Genomic DNA, 17,803 nt, shown 5'->3' on the forward strand with positions numbered 1-17,803 from the left:
CATTAATCATCTATATTAACAAATCGAATTTCAACTCTTCGATTTTTATGTGACTCAGGATTTTCAGGATCAATTAGTCTGTCAGAACCATAGCCTACTACTGACACTCTACTCATCCAATCAGCTTTGGTACCTTCAACGTCAGAGAATAAAGCATTCCTTGCTTCTCGTGCACGACCAGCAGAGAGAGTATAATTATCATCAAATGGGGCACAAGTACGCGCATTACTTGTTCTAGATGTGCTAACGGGCACAATATCTGTATGACCTTCAATTTGAACGCCAAGCTGACTATCCTTAGACAGTTCATCGATGATAATTTCTGACATTTGCTGTCGTAGGAAATCTTTACCGCTTTGGTTAATACATGCACTGCCCTGAGAAAAACTGCTATCTGCTAATCTAATAAGGCCATTGTTTGAAAAAAATTCTATTCCTTGATACGTATCTTTATCTTTACTTTGTTCGCTAAGCTTTTGTACAACTTCTCGTGCGCCTCTTTTCTTTTCTTCTTGAGCAGCTACTTGTGCTCCCACAATAGTTAAGATAGTTATGACAAAAAATAAAACCAAAACCCCTACTACACCGGACATTAAATCACTTATAGATACCCAATAATCATTTTGCTTCATTATTACGACACCTATTAATTATCTAGTTTAATTTGCCGATCTATAGTAGATCTTAATAAGTTTCTATTAACCTTTTCCATTAGTATTGAACTCTTATTGAGCGAGAATAATATTTCTTCATTAGTTTTCAAATTAGCATTCAAACCTTCTGTAGCTACTAGATTAATATCTAGAAATTCATTAATTTTATTCATACTTTCAAAAATAGGTATTAATTCTGACGAAAATATCGATCGTATTTCTGATATAGATACCGTTAGAAAGTGCAGATTTTCATTAGTAATATTTAAATCACTTATTAAGGAAGTGAAATTATCTGCATGAAGAAAACTTTCAAGATTCTTTATGAGTTCTATCGCTTGATTATTAGTTTCAGTTAAATTTTTCATACTGTCTGTAACAATGGATTTTGTTAAAGAGTTTAAATCTGTAAAACTTTCATTAGCCTTTATATCTATAGATTTAACAGATTTATCAATATCAAGAAGTAGTTTATCTAACCCTACTTTCAAATCATTAACTATATTGACAAAATTATGAGCTGACTCAATAGAGTTTTTATTATAGTCTTCAATAGACTTTGTAAAAGCCATTAAACTAGAATCAATATTAGCAGGGATATTAGCTACCCTATTCAATTGTTCTAATATATCAAGATTAATATCTTTATTTTCTCTAAAAAACTTTACGGTTTCTTTATAAAAGTTATCTTTTTGTTGCTTTCTATCAAAATTTATTTTTTTCAATTGATCGGCAGTAAATTTCTGGCGTATTGTCTCAATGCCAAAAAAAGGGACTATCAAACGAATTAATATATGAGATCCAATTCCCCATGCACTAATTTTAAATTTAGTACCAATATCAGAAAGAACAGGAGCTAGTTTTCCAACAGTGTCCATAGCATTAGATGTAGCAGCACCATTAGAAAAGCTATTTAAACTAACTATAACCTTACTCGCGTCTTGAATAGCAAGCCCTATACCTAAAAATGTACCTAGTAAACCAAGTATTAGAACAAAACCCGCACCATTTTCAAAAACCTTATCCCACTTATCATTTGCAAGGTAATTACTTATATTAGCTTCATCTGTAAAAGACTCGGAAGCACTAGAAGTATCTAGTGCCTTATCAATTGACCTTCGTACTATGAAAGTGGAGATGATTGTAATGACAAAGCAAAATGCTATAGCTAAGAAAAATATCCAATCTAGTTCAGTTTTTGGTAGTAAAAAATTAATTAGTTCCACTATAACCCTTGTGTAATAATATATTAGTTTTAATAACTATTAATAGAAAATTTAATTAATTACGAAAGAATAAAGTTAAATAATTTCTGCTTCAACTTTACCAAAATCAATTGTAGTACCTAGTTTGATAACTATACTTTTCTGGGGATCAATAGCACGCATATCATTAGCTGTAGAATGCGCTTTCCATGGGTGTTCCCCTAGGTTCTTTAATCCTAATATACTAGGGTCGTTCGGATGAGTTGCAATAGATGCTTGCGGTTCACCAAGATCGTAAGGTGTGCTATGGCTTAGGTGATGGCCATATAATTTAGTGTTTGGGTTAATACTTACAAAGCTACGCTTAAACTGTAACCTAGTGTCTTGGATAATTTTACTGCAGTTCCAGCAGCTCAAAGGTTTCTGCTCCTTATTTGCAAAATTCTCAGCTCCGCAGTTACAATTGAAGATACTATCCTTTAATTGAATTAAAGCGTTCATCCATTCAGTTTCTGTTACTCTCTTGTTTGCTTCAAGACCTTCAGTAAAAGCTTTAACAAAAATATCTTTTAGAAAGTCTGGGTAAATTCCCCAGTATAAAATTGCATTGTCGTGATAACCATGCACTGGCCGATTAGTAGTATTAATAGGATCGAAAATGAATATTGGCTTTACTCCGTATATTTGATCCATAGCAGGTTGGTCAAAACACCTAATGTTAGCCTCATTTTCTCCTTCTAAAGGATGGCTAGTAAACAACATATAAAAAAGAAGAGTCGCAAGAGAAAAACGGTCTGAATTTGCATTAGGAGAAGCTTCCGCTCTCACTATTTCAGGCGCCATGAATCGAGGTGTACCTACAACTCCTGATGTCTTTGATTCATCTTCTCTGTTATCTACACTAACATTATCATTGTCACATATGAGAATTTCACCAGTTTCAGGATGAAAAAATATATTGCCATGAGAGATATCACGATAGCATAGGCCCTTACTATGTAGTTGTCTGAAGCTATCTGCTAAATTATAAGTGGCTTTGGCTAGCGTATGGAAAGTAGGGCTTATTCGATTTTTCATTAAATCAAACAAACTTTTGAACTCCGGTTGACGTAACTCCATAATATAGCCAAAGCTTTTAGAACTCTCAGACGTTGCTATGTTAATAGGCCATAAAAAACTATCGTTAGGTTTCCCAATTTTAATAAGGGCGCGGATACCTTCTTCCTGATATTTGGTTGCCTGATCATTAAAATACCATTTTAGAGCGTAGCTTTCATTGTCTACTATTACTTCGTAAACTTCTCCTTGTCCACCACTTCCTATGAACTGATTCACTACACATTTGCTACCACTTTCTAGTGTTAGCTGCTGATTTATTTTTAATAAAAAACTCATAATACACCTATGAAGTATAAGAAAAGTAGACTTATATAAATTGTGTCAAAACAAAAAATTATTAGTTAAGTTATTAGAAGTCCAGTTATTAATCGTTTTTAATGAAAATATTTCTGAAATTCTTCAGGAAAGGTGTCCTCACCTTTCTTGAAGAATTATCAGCACTTTCTAACGTTTCTGAACTGATCTCTTGTGCTGTTTCTTGGCTTATCTCTTGTGCTACTTCTTGGCTTGTCTCTTGTGCTACTTCTTGGCTTGTCTCTTGTGCTACTTCTTGGCTTGTCTCTTGTGCTACTTCTTGGCTTGTCTCTTGTGCTACTTCTTGGCTTATCTCTTGTGCTACTTCTTGGCTTATCTCTTGTGCTACTTCTTGGCTTGTCTCTTGTGCTACTTCTTGGCTTGTCTCTTGTGCTACTTCTTGGCTTATCTCTTGTGCTACTTCTTGGCTTGTCTCTTGTGCTACTTCTTGGCTTATCTCTTGTGCTACTTCTTGGCTTGTCTCTTGTGCTACTTCTTGGCTTGTCTCTTGTGCTACTTCTTGGCTTATCTCTTGTGCTACTTCCTGGCTTATCTCTTGTGCTACTTCTTGGCTTGTCTCTTGTGCTACTTCTTGACATACCTCTTGTACTACTTCGAGAGTATTATTATTTTTAAGTCTATTTCTATAGTAGAAAGCAATAGTAATATCGTCTCCTGAACCTTGCTCTGTATACTCTTGTAGCCAGCGCGGGATTTCTTCACAAACAGTTTCTAATCCATACTCACAAATTGTCTTATATATGCCTTCAACAGCCGAAGAAAACTCATCATCTGTAGCAAAACTATTGGGAAGACCATCAGTCGTTAAAAAAACAAAATTAGGCAGATCATCATGAGGTACTATTTTTATCTGAATGTATTTTCTAACATCTTTTTCACAAAGAGAGTGTGTATCGTTACCTATGATTGTTGAATCAGGTTGAAAAGGAATGTTAGATTTACCTGATGCTTCAATAGCATAGATATTACCGTCACCAATTTGTAAATATAATACATAATTTGGTGTAATAACTGCGAGAAGCAAAGTAGCGCCATAAGCTCTTTCAATATTCTCAGTCACCTGCTCTTCAGTATGATTTTGTTCGTCAAACAGAGTGGCTTCTGACTCTGTCAAAGTATTCTTATAAAAGTGTTGCTTTACTTCCTGCTTCCAGTAATGGATTATTCTTCCGATAATGAAGTCGCTTTGTGTTTTTAGCTCACTGACTGAAAGGTTCTTAAAAAATATTTCTTTTAATACCTTTATCGTAGATTCAACTGCAATTCTAGAGCCTTGATCACTCCTGAAGCTACGCTCACTGCCATGTCCATCAGATACAGATAGAATATGTAATATCTCATCACCAAATATTAGAAAATCACACTTACCATGATCTTGATTAGGTTTGTTTTGACGTACATGAGATGCGCCTATTTGAGACAAGGTATGAATAGGGATTTTGAGTTCGGAAGTGGACAAAGCTTGCTCCTTACTAGAAAACATCTAATGGTGAGTCAATATCGGTAACGGGTGGCGGTGGTAGTGGAACGTTTGTTTTTGAGGCTTTTTGACCTGGCGTTCTACTATCAGGAGATGAAGCAGCTTTTAATACGACAGTAGAAGCCCATCTGATGAAATCTACCAATTGTGCTGCATTTTTAGCAATTAAAGGTTTCATTTCATCATGCCCGATAAACTGTTGCAAAACGTCTGTATCGGCATCAGCACCTATAGCAATAGATAACTTAACTGCTTTTTTACCCCAAGGTAGAGCCATTATTGCATTAAGACCACTATTAAAGTCGTCAGTAGGTGATCCGTCAGATAATAAAACTAGAACTGGCGGAAGAGCTCTATCACCCATTTTCTCTGTTGCTAATTCTTCAGCTACCAACTTTAACGCTGCGCCCATTGAAGTTAGTCCCCCAACTGGTAAGTCTATCCAATCAAACTTATCAATAGATGTCGGCTGTTTAATATGCCATTTAGCGTTAGTATCAAAGCTTATAGCTCTACACAAGATTTCAGCGTTTGGATTTTCATCTGCTACGGATCGCATAGCAGGCAATGCTTCTCGAATAGCAAAATTTAATGAGCTTATTTTCTCTCCATGCATCGAACCTGAGCAGTCTGCTATCCATATAAAATGTAATGGACGAGTAGCTAGAGCTCCTCCTGGTCTTTTAATGATATCAATCATATTTTTTCCAAATCTTAATTAAATGAATTTCAAGATGATAATATTGAGAAGGCAAGGATATTTCATCGCTTTACAATATATTACAAACAGTTATTTTAGCAACATACTATGTTGCAACAAATCAACACATATAACAAGAAAAATTTGATTAATGTTCAGTTTTCAAAGTAATCTATGCTGAAGGAACTTTATAAGTAAACTTGGTAAACTAACTATTTGATGAGGAATTTGCCATGACTAAGAAAAAGCAACAATACAGTGCGAAATTTAAAGCAGAAGCTGTAAATCCTGTAGAAACTTACTTAAAAATATTTAATCAAGTAACCTGACTCCTGCTGTCAAATCCATACAACTAAACTTAAGAGCTATCAATCAGTCAAACCATCTACGATGAGCAAAAAATGCAAAACATAACTCATCAAAGCAGAAGATAATTTTGCCTTACCCTTTTTCTGTAGCGGACTAATAAGTGTTAATGAATAGCCGTTGTAAGTGTCTAAATAAATTAGGTCACCTTCGAATTCAGGCATGTCCTTTTCAAACTCTTCTATTTTTTTGAGCTTAGCTGATTTATCAACAACAGAGCGATATACATTTTTATTCTTCTCATTGAGATAAGGCTCTGACTTAAGGCAGCTGATATTAACGCGCCAATGCTTACTTGGTAGTATCTGACACATAGTACTTAAGTACTTATAGAAATTCTTTTTTTGCTTAAAAGTAAAACGAATCTCACTTTTAGAGCTATTAACCTTTTCATTAAAGACTTGAAGCATCTCTTTCACCTTACGCCGGCCTTCCTTAGCCTCATATAACTTTTCAAGATTATTAAAGCATAAGCTCACTAAGGCTTGCTCTTCATGGTAATGCAGCGGTGTTGGCGCTAGTAAAATATGGTCAGAGCGTTGTTTACGTTTTTTAGAGACCAGTTTATGGTTTAGATTGCCCTCAGTATCTTTAACTAAGTTCAATGCTCGCTCATAAATCATCAACGCATCATCGTACCTAAAGTTTAAACTACTGGCCTCACCTAGCGTTTGACCATCCTCAATGTCCCATAAAAGCTTTTCTATCATTTCACGACTATATCTACCAAACACTGCTGAATACTGCTTTTTATCAGTATCAATAGAACTATTACTTAATAGTGGTACTTTCACCTTATTAGCAAGCACTAACTTTTCACAATTAACCTTACGATTCACGTATTGTCTGATTCGATTAAGATCAACAGCGTTGTCCCTGCTCTCCAAAGCATTTTTGTTATGCTGCTTTAAGTCCATACGACTGGTGCCAATCAACTTATTAACAACGTCCAAAGGCAGGGACAATTTAGCCTGCTGCAATTGATGACTTGCGATGATATCAGCAGTATGAATATATGAGCTAAAAGTCGTGATGAGATCGGCATGACCGGCAAACTCCATTAGTGCATCCCAGTAATTTGTCGAGACGCTGCGTACCCTACCTAAAAAATGAGTTTTAATATCATAGATTTTTATCTCATCATAATCTGTGAACTGCATGACTAGCATTGGGTTACATCTAAGTATAAGCGCCATATTTGATATCGCATTATGACGAAAGCTGTGCAGAGTAATGTCGTGATAAGCAGTATTTTCTAGTATGCGTTTTAGTGGCTGCTCAATACTATAACGAGACATAACAGAGGACTGATACGCTAAAGTAAATAAGTAACGAGAAGACTGTCGCTTTTTTAAGTGAAAGAATCTTTTAAAATCTTCTAGCTCTTCTGACAAAAGTAATATTGATAAATATATTCGCCGTGTGCCGTCATCTGATTTCAAGTCTCTATGCGCGTTAGGGCGAACAATAACGTTGTATTCAGTAAAGCTTTGATTGTCATATTCGATATCTGTAACTTGTAGTCCCAAAATCTCACTGATACGCATGCCAGTACGGTATAACAGTATTGTCACAATACTAAGCGCTTGTTTATAGTACTCACTCAGCACTTGTTGCTCAGCGATACAATCAAGAATAGTATGATAAACTTTCTGAGGAATCAGGTAGCTCGACACTATTTGCGCATCACCGCCTCCTCTAATGTCGATTTCAGGCGCTTTGTTATGCTTCTTTAAAGAATCATGCAGCGAGCAAATAACTGTTTTTGTATACCCTAATTTATTTGGGTTCTTTTCTGCAATAATTTCGTTATATATATAGTGATAGTCATGTTTTGACCATTGCAAAAAGTCAGCAGTGCGTGTCCCCGCAATAAATCCATTCCCGATCTCGGACAAATACCGCTTTAAAGTATTAATTTTCCTTCCATTAATACACAGATCCAACATCCATCTAACCAATCGTTGTTGATTGGGATATAGGTTTTGGGTTAGTAGACTTACTAGCTGTGGTTGAACCTGTTTTTTATCGTTATTAAGTATCGTGCGTATCTCTTTAACTGCATCAGACCTAAACCGTTCGACTTTGACAGCATCAAGTGCGTTATCACTATTGTTACTAGTACTAGGCCCGATCATTAATTTACTAACATGCTCATCAGACAGAACCACCTTGGATGTTTTAATGCTCTGAAAATACCTAAGTAGTTGCGATGTTGATATTGATGTTTGCTTTTGCTGACCTGTTAGCACTTGGACCAGTTGAATATCCAAATACACGTCTGGCAGAGTTTGCCAGTAGATTGCAATGTGCTGTAAATAGTTAGATTTATGGATTGATTTAACTGTGAAGTTCTCTCCAACAAACTCACCTAGCCTTTTAATAATTTGACGGTATTTAGGAAAGTCGCTTTGCGCTTGACGCTGGCGTTGTAGCTTGAGCAGCCACAAACGGCTAATATCATCTATAATTATCAGGCGTGTGTGATACACCTCATCTAAATCATTTTCTGTAGTAACAAGCTCATTGCCATAGTCGGATGATAGTAGTCTGATCGGCATGACCAGCATGTCATCAGACATCTGATAAATAGGCTTTTTTTGTTCTAGATAGTCATAAACCTCTTGGAGTATCTGCTCATCGTTATATCCTGCAAAACTAATGAGTGAGAATAAAAACCAGCTGACGCTCTCAAGTAATGAAAAGGTATTTCTCTGCTGCCACTTATCAAATGCTTGTGCAACAACATTCTGGGCTTTAGTCAGATATAAAAACTCATCAAAATCATTGATGTTTTTTGGGCGCTGTGGACGTACAGCAATGATGGGCTTTGGTAATAATGGCAGGTGTCTTTTTTTACGCGATTCATTAATGTTATCGAAAAAACGCTTGCGCTCAAATAGTGCAAATGGGATAAGATGTGATGAAACGGTCTTTTTAATGTCGTTATGAAGCGTTTCATATAAATCATAAATCTGCTCGTCTATTATCACCTCTGACGACTGATGCTTTTTAATAAAATCATTCCAAGCATGTTGGCATATCTCTTTTGTATACTGTAATACCTGCTTACGCTTATCCTGCGCTTTTTCTGAGCGCCTCAAATGACCATGTAAAGTCTTTAACTGTGTCATAAAATTACCTGCTGTAACTCCAGTTCTACTGCCAGCTGCTGATAAGGTTTTTTAGCGGCTACTATATACCCTATAGCCAGTGCTGAATTTTTTCTCCACGCTTCTTGGCCCATCATTTCATGACCAAAAATCGCCAAAATGACTGCTTCAGCTACTCCCTGCTCATGTAAAAACTTTTGTCCCACATGGCGTGTCCAATCTGGCTTAAAGCGAAAACGACTATCTAGTTCTTTAATAATAATAGCCGGCCTGAGCGCATGAAACTCGCCTTTTTTATCTATAAAATTTAGTAGCGGCCGCTGGTAATCAAAGATTTTATTCACTTCAGTGCTAATATTAGAATCTAAGCGTCCATAGCGCTTAGCAAAGCTTTCTAGATAACGTAAGAAATTTTGCATAGCTTCTGTCAAAAATGAACAAATAGGCACTAAGCGCTGACTGTTAGCGGTCGCTCGCTCCTCCTTATCAGAAATCCAAGCGATGCCTGCTTGCAAGTTTATTTGGTTTAGATAACCCGGTGCGCCTTCTACCGCTCTTATTGAAGTTAGTAAAAGAGAAATATGCCAAAGCCATAAATTGTAAAAATTGAATTTCTCTTTATAATTTGTGGTGGTTACTACCTTTTGATACAGATAGTTAATGAATAAACTGACGATCGGATAGTCAGGGCTGTTTTGACTGCCAATAGCATCATCGCTGAGTGCTACTTTGGATAAATATTCAACGACGCTGGATTTCTCTTTGTGACAGCGATCTGTAAGAATTTTAATCGCATTGTGATAGACCTCTTTCACTTTCTTAATATCGTGCGAGCTATACCAAGTATCAGCTCTTTTTCTACTGTTACGTGAGGTAATGATAGTGGCTAGTTGAGTACTACCAACTTCATAAATGATAATGGTGTACAGCGACTTTTCAATTCTACCCAAACTAATAACTGGCAGCTGTAAAGTTGCTCGTAGATCAGCAATGACCTCATTAATCAATACTGAATCCGGATAACCTTTATAGGTTAAAAAGACGCCCAATGCCTCAGGTATTGGTAGCTTGAACTGTGTCAATCGGTTAGCAATAACTGACTCTATTCCTGTCGTTCTAATGCGTAGTGGCGTGATATCTAGATTAATGATAAATTCGTACTTTGCTTTACGAGCACTAATATCAATTATTTCTTTATAATTATTATTAATATCATTAGCCAATCTAGCGACTGAATGACCCGTGTATAGAGAAAACAGCAAATAAGCTATAGCTCGTTTTTTGTCCCTATCAGCTTCACTGTCATTATAGTCAACGAACCACTGCCACAATTTAAATGCTATATTTTGAATAGCCGTTAATGGTAACTGACGGATATTGCTACTTACAAACCTTTCATTTTTATTTGCATGCGCAAATTTCGCCCGCGTCCTTCGATAAATCTGATTTGTTGAGAATTTCTCAGTTTCTTTTAGCGTTTTTTGCTCGATATAATTGAAATCAGGCCTTGGGTTATCTAATCGTTCACGATTAATATCATTACCACTCTCTGTTTTCTCAAAACTTGTGACTGATACTAGCTCATCAGTATCATCGTCCACATCCATTTGCGTCACATACTCAGTTTTTGGCTCATCAACTTTGCTCTGTTTAGTCTGTTTTCTGCCTAAGGAAGTGCGCGTTATGCTATCCCTATTGTTGAATGCAAAATCGATGGTTCTATAAATTTTGATAAATGACTTGAGAGTAAGAGCATTATTGCTTTCTAGTTTGACTCGATAACCTTCAAACCTTTCATAAGTAGTCTTTAACGTATCAGCTTGTAATGTTGTATAGCAATGCTGCCAAATACCGTGATTGCTACTTGCTTGATTCATCCATTTTCTAGCTTCAACCGTGGTCTCACCAATACGTCTAGGTAAGTCATTTTGAGCAAAATAGATTAGTAAATGGCTCAATTTAGCGACCCACAACCATTCTTTACTGGGGTTACTAGCATTAAGTTCTGGTAAGTGATAAGTACTAGCAATAAAAGCTCGAGTCAAATTTTCGGGCTTAGTTAGCTTGCCTTTGTAGGAGTTATATATTTTTTTTAAACATACTGAAGTCAAAAACTCTAATTGTTCAACCTCAATGGTGATGTCCATAAAGTCCTTTGAGACTAAGCTGGCGACAGTTAAAAAGAAGTTACTAATTTCATCGGTATAAACATCATCAGTGGGTGGTATTAACTTTTCCACATTACTTACTATCAGCATAGCGCACCTCATCAATTAACTCAGAGAACGAGGGTATTTCACTAGTACACTGATTACGCATATGTCTCACTTGATAATCATAATGATGACGCTTTAAGTTTTTTTCATTTAACACGTACTGAATAGTCAGTGCCCTCCCTAGTAAAGTACGTTGTATTGAGATGGGCATATTGTTTTTTATAGCTTCGAAAATTCTAGGATTGATAGGGTTCAAATTTCTCAACTCTTCTATCAAGTAAGACCAAGCACGTCTTTCTATTTCAGCATTAAATAGATTAACTCGTTTAATAGAAACCTTATTAGAATAAGTCAGCATACTAACTTCTCTAAACCCATCAAAAAACCAATACTGGTCATTGATATCAACAACTTCAAGAAACAATGTTTTGTTTGCAGAAAACTCACTAAACTCAGTCTCGATTAATTCGCAAAATATTTGATAAGGTTTAATAGCGCATTCATGCACTACTAACTTATCAGTTACTTTATTATTTTTAGCCATAATCGTTAATCCATATGTCAAACGCATATACAGTACAAAACCAATTATAGTCGATAGGGCAGGCACGCTATAGTATTTTGGTTGGTGTCATATTACCATACTATAGCAGTGTCCATAAATATATCTATATCATTATTATTCATAAAATTCATAAATATTTATATACATAAAAAAACCTGAAACCCTTTAAAGTAATAGACTTCAGGTTTATTAACATCAATGTTACTTTGGTCGGCGTCCTTGCCAAGGTTGGGGTTGAGAGTTCGAATCTCTTTTCCCGCTCCAAATATGGCTTGAAAAAGCACTAAAAGCCTCACTCCTTAAATAGGAAGTGAGGCTTTTTTTTGTTTGTTTTTTGAGGGCTACTCCACTTAAGCTTATGTGTTACGACACTTACTCACAGACTCATTCGCTTATCTTTCAACTCTTCACAAAACCCGGTGTAAAGCTTATAAGTAATTAAATAACTTCTTCCTTTTGACAAACAGTAAAACATATCTTTTTTTAAGTAATATGCCATATCAGAATCATTCACATCTAAAAGATATAATTTATTAGACTGCTTAAAGTCAGTAATCCAGCTATTTGCAACTTTACTGTAATGAGACAGTTTTATCGAAATTTTTTCTAAACAATACAACGATGCCATGAATAAAAAGTTTTTAATATCACACCAAATGAGCTCGTTTAAAACTGGATTGCCTATTTCGTCAACTTCCTCACGGTAAATGATACCTGTGGACTGTTAGATACATAAAAGGCCTGATTTATTTTTACTGTCAGGGTTGCTGTTACCTTTATCAAATATTCCCGCTGCGATAGCAGGTACAGCAAGCCCTGCCGTACCTGTAATAGCTGCAATAGCTTTCAAATTCTTAGGTAAGTTCCTTTTGCTCATCAATAATCTCAGTCCGACCCGCCTGAGTCAACACACGCGTATCAATACCCGTATCGACAGCCAGTCCACCTGTTTGCACATCTTTAATAGTTGTTTCAGTATTCAAGGCGTCACGGTTGACGCCTGCTAAGCTGTCCTTACCTGTGAGTGCGTCCCCTGTGACAATAGCGCCTTGGCCAACAGTGGCTTTGGTGAGAAACATAAAAAAAGCTACGATGCATGAAGTATCGTAGCTTTCTGATCTAATTGCGCTTAACTTTTATGTGTACGGCTCATCCCACACTACAATCAGTAATGTTAATGAGCAATTATCCAGCCATTTTTTAAAGCAACGCTTTGTGTATCTTGACGTAAGCTTTCAATGCCTGCTTCGTTTAGTCCCTTTTCAATTAATAAATCTAGACTTCGCATCAGCATCTCGTAGATAAACTGTTGCTGACGCTTGGCATCTCCATTTACAAATTCAGGGTAATCAATTTGTAATTTAAAATCCATTTTCTTAGTCTTTGGTGAGTATTTTATGACTTCACAATATCGCTCTTGATCTACTTTGTCTTTCATTAAAATTGCTATGCAGCGCCATTTATCTAAGTCAATATCATAGTCTTTATCGTTGATTTTTACGTTTATTTCATCTTCTACGAAGTTTCTTGCGGTTCTCATCTCATGACCAATATCACCACTATATTCCGAACTTATCCATAATTTCATGTTACCTACCTTTAAGCTCAGGGAGTGACAAAGTCATAAACTGCGTCATGCCATACTCAAAATCACGCTCTAACTTATCTTCATCTATGACTTCACCAAGTTCTATAGCTTTTTGTTTTAATAAATCAAAACAGGATCTGACCCCTTCGGCAATGTATGAGCGTAACTCTACATCGGTTTTATTCTGCCAGCGCTCTTGTGGAATGGTGAAATCAATAGTGTAAACATTCCTACTTGCTGACTTTTGTAGAAATTCTGCTCCTTCAGACTCAAAGTTTTGATGTTTACCACTAACTCTAAAAACAATGGATAGGAAGAGCAATGTTTTAAAATAATCACTTTCGTCCTGTTTCTGATAAAATATTTTGTTTAACAAAAGATGATAAGAACCTATTATTTTGTCAGCTTGAGTACTGCCACTTTGAGCACCAAATTGAATCATATACATTGTTATACTCCTTAATCGTCAGTATTGTTTTTTATATGTGGTGGTATATAGTTGGGGTCGTATTTAGGGTGAGAGGGATCGCGTTTGCCCGCCCATGACTCCTTATTATCTGGTCCTGGATGGCGTTCGGTTATATTACGCTCTATCTGGACAGCTTTATTTCGCGGACGCTCGCCGATTACTCTAATTCTTCCACCGTCAATTTCAGCATCTGTGTATCTAGTATTGGCATTTTGTGAAATGCCTGTTTTTAGGTAATTTCCCTCGGCATCATACTTTTGGTAAATTTCGGTAGGCTGGTTTCCTAAAGTATTACCATGCTCATTAGGCGAGTTGGTTGTCCGTTGAACCCCATTATCATCAATCACATAGTAACCACCACTGTCTCTTTTATAGATTTCATTACCACTATCGTCACGCTTACCCGTACTGGTTAATCTTCCACCACTTGGGCCTGTGATACTACCATCAGGATTGTAAGTGTATGCTCCTTCTTTCGCATCACCAATAGCGCCTCTTTGACCATTACCCATTCTTGGAGTCGAGAGTTCGAATCTTTTTTCCCACTACAAATACTTACAAAGCCTAAAAGTCAGCACCATGACCAAAACGTGACCATTTCGTGCCCAATCTTCAAAACTGAAGTCTCTTTTCAACTGTGAGAGTTATAGTACTATTAGAATTGACTATCACTACAGTGCACTCTGATTAACGACTGACTGAGCCATTCATAAACTTTATAGATGTTGAGCCCATACAGGTTGCGCAATATTTATATCGTTAGTATCATTTCAGTTTTGAAATGACTCAATTACAATTAGGAAAATATTATGGCAAAATTAGAATCAAACATCGAATTAGAAGCCGCGGCATTTCGTCGCTTACTAGCTCATTTAGACGAGCGTAAAGATGTACAAAACATCGAGCTGATGAACCTTGCCGATTTTTGTCGTAACTGCTTATCCAAATGGTATAAGGCGGCTGGTGAAGAACGTGGTATTGACATCGACTACGAGGATGCGCGCGAACTTGTTTATGGTATGCCTTATGTTGAGTGGAAAGAGAAATATCAACAGAAAGCAACGCCAGAGCAGTTAGCGCGTTTTAACGAGATTGAAGCTGCTAAGAATAAAACGGATTAAGACTGATAGTGATGGCTCAAACAAAATAAGCCATCACTAGGGCGTGTCCTAAATAACTATATCAAAAAATCCAACATTGCCGCTAGATTAGCGGCTTTCTATAGATTTGAGTATGCTACTAAACCCTATGGTTCCTTGTTTCTGCATTTGACGGTCAAACAGGCGACCGACTAATGGCAATGGTACCGTCAATCGACCCTCAGACACCCAAGTCACGCGTGTGGTGCCATCGCCCAAGTCTTTTAAGTCAATGATACCTTTATCATGCTGCATTTCGATGGGTTTAGATTTTTCGATTTGGTATTGCATATGAGTAGGACGCTCAAACGCTGTAATCCGCTCCCAGAACTTAACGGGTCCCGTTTGAATGCTACGTAAAGCCCCGACGCCATTGCGCTCCTCGTCACCTTCATTCACCAACTTAGCCACTCCCACCGCTTTAAATGAGCCATAACTGGCATGGTCACTCAGTGCTTCAAACACCTCATCAATCGGTTTTTTGACAATGCGCTCTACTTTTATTTTAAACATAATATGATCTCATTAAGACTAAAGTTATTTAGCTTACGGCTATTTCAGAAATAAATATAGCCGTCACATTGTGAAAAATTATTACCGTGAAGAGCCGCGTCCCTTTGAAGGACGCCGGCCATTGGTAGCAGGTTTGCCACTGCCTCCGGACTTACCATTACTGCCTGACGGCTTACCACGACCAGTAGGACGTCCATCCCTACCTTTAGAACCTGCTGGTTTTCTAGCATCATCCTTGGCATATTTGTTACGCCCCTTTGCTGCCCCTGCCGATTTTGTAGATGGTTTTGACTTTGACGAAGCATCCGTACGAGGTTTCTTTCGTGGCGCATTGCGAGATTTCTTGTTTGAGTGGTTGTCTTGTGAAGAAGAGTCTTCTACAGATTTAAGCAACACAGACAGCTCTTTTGGGGTTAAGTCTCGCCAGTCACCAACAGGAAGACCTTTGAGACTTACATTCATAATCCGCGTACGTTCAAGCTTGACGACTTCGTAGCCAAAGTGCTCACACATACGGCGAATTTGACGGTTTAGACCTTGAACGAGCGTGATGTTAAAGACATTAGGCGCTACTTTAGTCACTGGGCATTTTTTGGTCATCTTGCCAAGCATCGGCACACCGCCCGCCAAACCTTCGATAACACTATCCGTTAACGGCTTATTTACTGTAACTAGATATTCTTTCTCGTGATTATTGCCAGCACGCAATACCTTATTGACCAAATCACCGTTATTAGTCAAAAAGATCAAACCTTGAGAATCTTTGTCCAAACGACCAATCGGAAAAATACGCAAACTATGTCGTACAAAATCGACAATATTATTTTTCTCAGAGCTTTCCGTGGTGCTCACAATGCCCACTGGCTTATTTAACGCAATAAAAATAAAATCATCGGGCTCTCTTGGCTCAATAAGCTGCCCGTTGACTTTTACCGCATCTCCAGCAACCACTTGATCACCGACCGACGCACGTTTGCCATTGATGTATACATTACCTTGTTCAATAAAGCGGTCAGCGTCTCGCCTAGAGCAAATACCACTTTCGCTGATGTATTTATTTAAACGAGTCGAGGAAGCGTTGAACATAAAGCACCGTTTTACCTGATAAGAAGCTTTTTTTACTAAGAAAAAAGCCTAAATTGAATGGATCAACAATAATGAAATAGCTTACATTATATAGGAAATCGACTGACCCTTTGAAGAGAGATGGGTAAAAACCTAGAAATGTATGGCGTCATGTAATTTTGGATGATGTTGAAAGAACTTATTTATGAGGTTGTGAGTTTAAAAAGCCTCACCATTCATCATACGAGCAGTGAGGCTTTTTTCTAGTTTTTTATTTTTAAATCTATTCTTTTGACGTTAGATCACTCTACTAACTTATCTTACTCACTACTCAGCATCATCCAACAGTTTATTAAGCTCGTCCACCATTGGATCGTCAATGATACTGCCTTCCACATAGCTGATTATCTCATCTACAGTCGTCAGATCCATTTCACGAATACCTAAACTGGCTAGTTGCGCATTAATAGATTCTAAGCTGTCGTTATCTTCAGCATCATCTAATAAATCCTCTTCAAATCTACCTCTGACAAACCAGTACATTTTTTCTAGTACGGTTTCTTTTTTGGTTAAAGTAGAATAACCGTCGCCATAAATGAATAGGTTGAAATGATAAGGTATTTCTACATCATTGATAAAAAATGTACGTTGGCACTCTAATGTATAGGCTTGAATCTCTTCACTCTCAGCGCTTTCATCACTTTTGTTGTCTTCATCATATTCAATCGCTTCTTCTATCAACTCACCTAATATTTGATAGTCGCCGACTTTGATTTTATGATTGTAAATGATAGCAGAGTCTGCGATTGCATCGAAAATAATGGCACTGACATCTAAGGTATGGTTGTCGATATCATAGAATGCTTTTAACGCTGGCAAAAACTCGGTCAGCTCTTCTTCTGGCACTTGAATGAGAAACTGCTGCTCGTATATTTTAATCATATCTTCAGGAGCATAAGTATTAGCAGTATTGGTCTCGTTTCTACCTATTGGCTGCAAAGGTAAAAAATTATACGGGTTATGTTTGGTCATTCAGAACTGCCTTTTTGCTTAAGTTAAATTTATTAAATGTCTGTGTTGCTCAATCTCTAAGAGCCTTTGAACGTGCTACTATTTTTCAGTACCGTAAGACTTTAGGATTTATAGGCGTATTGTCTCTTATTCAGGCAATTTTAGATAGACAGTTGTAAATATACAAGTTCAATCACTCTGGTTTAAACAGGCAGTTAGAATAATACAGACTAAAAAGACGATACTAGCCAGCAGTATCTTGATATCGCCTTCAAGAATTAGTCCA

Annotated in this window: 17 protein-coding genes; 1 reads left to right on the forward strand and 16 read right to left on the reverse strand. The window is 37.0% G+C overall.

All coding sequences use genetic code 11. The features are described from left to right. Window positions 1-2 precede the first annotated feature (2 nt). The 13 genes from SJY28_RS11915 to SJY28_RS11975 form a co-directional block, all read right to left on the reverse strand. Window positions 3-632, reverse strand: a complete 630-nt coding sequence (locus SJY28_RS11915; RefSeq protein WP_379544608.1) for a flagellar motor protein MotB — start codon at window positions 630-632, stop codon at window positions 3-5. Window positions 633-646: 14 nt separating this feature from the next. Continuing rightward, complete coding sequence (locus SJY28_RS11920; RefSeq protein ID WP_379544609.1) at window positions 647-1,879, reverse strand: hypothetical protein; 1,233 nt, start codon at window positions 1,877-1,879, stop codon at window positions 647-649. Window positions 1,880-1,954: 75 nt separating this feature from the next. Then, window positions 1,955-3,253, reverse strand: a complete 1,299-nt coding sequence (locus tag SJY28_RS11925) for a protein kinase (protein WP_379544610.1) — start codon at window positions 3,251-3,253, stop codon at window positions 1,955-1,957. An 88-nt stretch (window positions 3,254-3,341) separates the two neighbouring features. After that, window positions 3,342-4,751, reverse strand: a complete 1,410-nt coding sequence (locus SJY28_RS11930; RefSeq protein WP_379544611.1) for a protein phosphatase 2C domain-containing protein — start codon at window positions 4,749-4,751, stop codon at window positions 3,342-3,344. Window positions 4,752-4,764: 13 nt separating this feature from the next. Next, complete coding sequence (locus tag SJY28_RS11935; RefSeq protein WP_379544612.1) at window positions 4,765-5,472, reverse strand: VWA domain-containing protein; 708 nt, start codon at window positions 5,470-5,472, stop codon at window positions 4,765-4,767. Between the two features lie 368 nt (window positions 5,473-5,840). Further along, the gene (locus SJY28_RS11940; protein ID WP_379544613.1) at window positions 5,841-8,972 is read right to left on the reverse strand and encodes a site-specific integrase; all 3,132 of its coding nucleotides are present in this window, start codon (window positions 8,970-8,972) and stop codon (window positions 5,841-5,843) included. Next, window positions 8,969-11,209, reverse strand: coding sequence for a hypothetical protein (locus SJY28_RS11945; RefSeq protein WP_379544614.1), 2,241 nt, complete (start codon window positions 11,207-11,209; stop codon window positions 8,969-8,971). Before SJY28_RS11945 ends, SJY28_RS11940 begins: the two co-directional genes overlap by 4 nt. After that, a complete protein-coding gene (locus tag SJY28_RS11950) occupies window positions 11,193-11,711 on the reverse strand; it encodes a hypothetical protein (RefSeq protein WP_379544615.1) in 519 nt (172 codons plus the stop codon). Before SJY28_RS11950 ends, SJY28_RS11945 begins: the two co-directional genes overlap by 17 nt. 745 nt (window positions 11,712-12,456) lie before the next feature. Next, window positions 12,457-12,582 (reverse strand): hypothetical protein, encoded by a 126-nt coding sequence (locus tag SJY28_RS11955; protein WP_341609460.1) that lies wholly within the window; start codon window positions 12,580-12,582, stop codon window positions 12,457-12,459. A 4-nt stretch (window positions 12,583-12,586) separates the two neighbouring features. After that, window positions 12,587-12,811, reverse strand: coding sequence for a hypothetical protein (locus SJY28_RS11960; RefSeq protein WP_341609462.1), 225 nt, complete (start codon window positions 12,809-12,811; stop codon window positions 12,587-12,589). A gap of 95 nt (window positions 12,812-12,906) precedes the next feature. Further along, a complete protein-coding gene (locus SJY28_RS11965) occupies window positions 12,907-13,320 on the reverse strand; it encodes an Imm44 family immunity protein (protein WP_341609463.1) in 414 nt (137 codons plus the stop codon). A 1-nt stretch (window position 13,321) separates the two neighbouring features. Beyond that, a complete protein-coding gene (locus SJY28_RS11970) occupies window positions 13,322-13,768 on the reverse strand; it encodes a hypothetical protein (protein ID WP_341609464.1) in 447 nt (148 codons plus the stop codon). Window positions 13,769-13,779: 11 nt separating this feature from the next. Further along, window positions 13,780-14,301 (reverse strand): hypothetical protein, encoded by a 522-nt coding sequence (locus SJY28_RS11975; protein WP_341609466.1) that lies wholly within the window; start codon window positions 14,299-14,301, stop codon window positions 13,780-13,782. A 297-nt stretch (window positions 14,302-14,598) separates the two neighbouring features. Here SJY28_RS11975 and SJY28_RS11980 point away from each other — a divergent pair, with 297 nt between their 5' ends. Further along, a complete protein-coding gene (locus SJY28_RS11980; RefSeq protein ID WP_341609467.1) occupies window positions 14,599-14,910 on the forward strand; it encodes a DUF1244 domain-containing protein in 312 nt (103 codons plus the stop codon). Window positions 14,911-14,997: 87 nt separating this feature from the next. Here the strand turns inward: SJY28_RS11980 and SJY28_RS11985 are convergent, their stop codons facing one another. The 3 genes from SJY28_RS11985 to SJY28_RS11995 form a co-directional block, all read right to left on the reverse strand. Continuing rightward, window positions 14,998-15,441, reverse strand: coding sequence for an SRPBCC family protein (locus SJY28_RS11985; RefSeq protein ID WP_379544616.1), 444 nt, complete (start codon window positions 15,439-15,441; stop codon window positions 14,998-15,000). An 81-nt stretch (window positions 15,442-15,522) separates the two neighbouring features. Next, entirely contained in the window at window positions 15,523-16,527 is a 1,005-nt protein-coding gene (gene rluF, locus SJY28_RS11990) for a 23S rRNA pseudouridine(2604) synthase RluF (RefSeq protein WP_379544617.1), read from the reverse strand. A gap of 306 nt (window positions 16,528-16,833) precedes the next feature. After that, window positions 16,834-17,538, reverse strand: coding sequence for a hypothetical protein (locus tag SJY28_RS11995; protein ID WP_379544618.1), 705 nt, complete (start codon window positions 17,536-17,538; stop codon window positions 16,834-16,836). Window positions 17,539-17,803 lie beyond the last annotated feature (265 nt).

The sequence above is a fragment of the Psychrobacter sp. R86515 genome (assembly GCF_042466315.1).
GTDB lineage: Bacteria > Pseudomonadota > Gammaproteobacteria > Pseudomonadales > Moraxellaceae > Psychrobacter.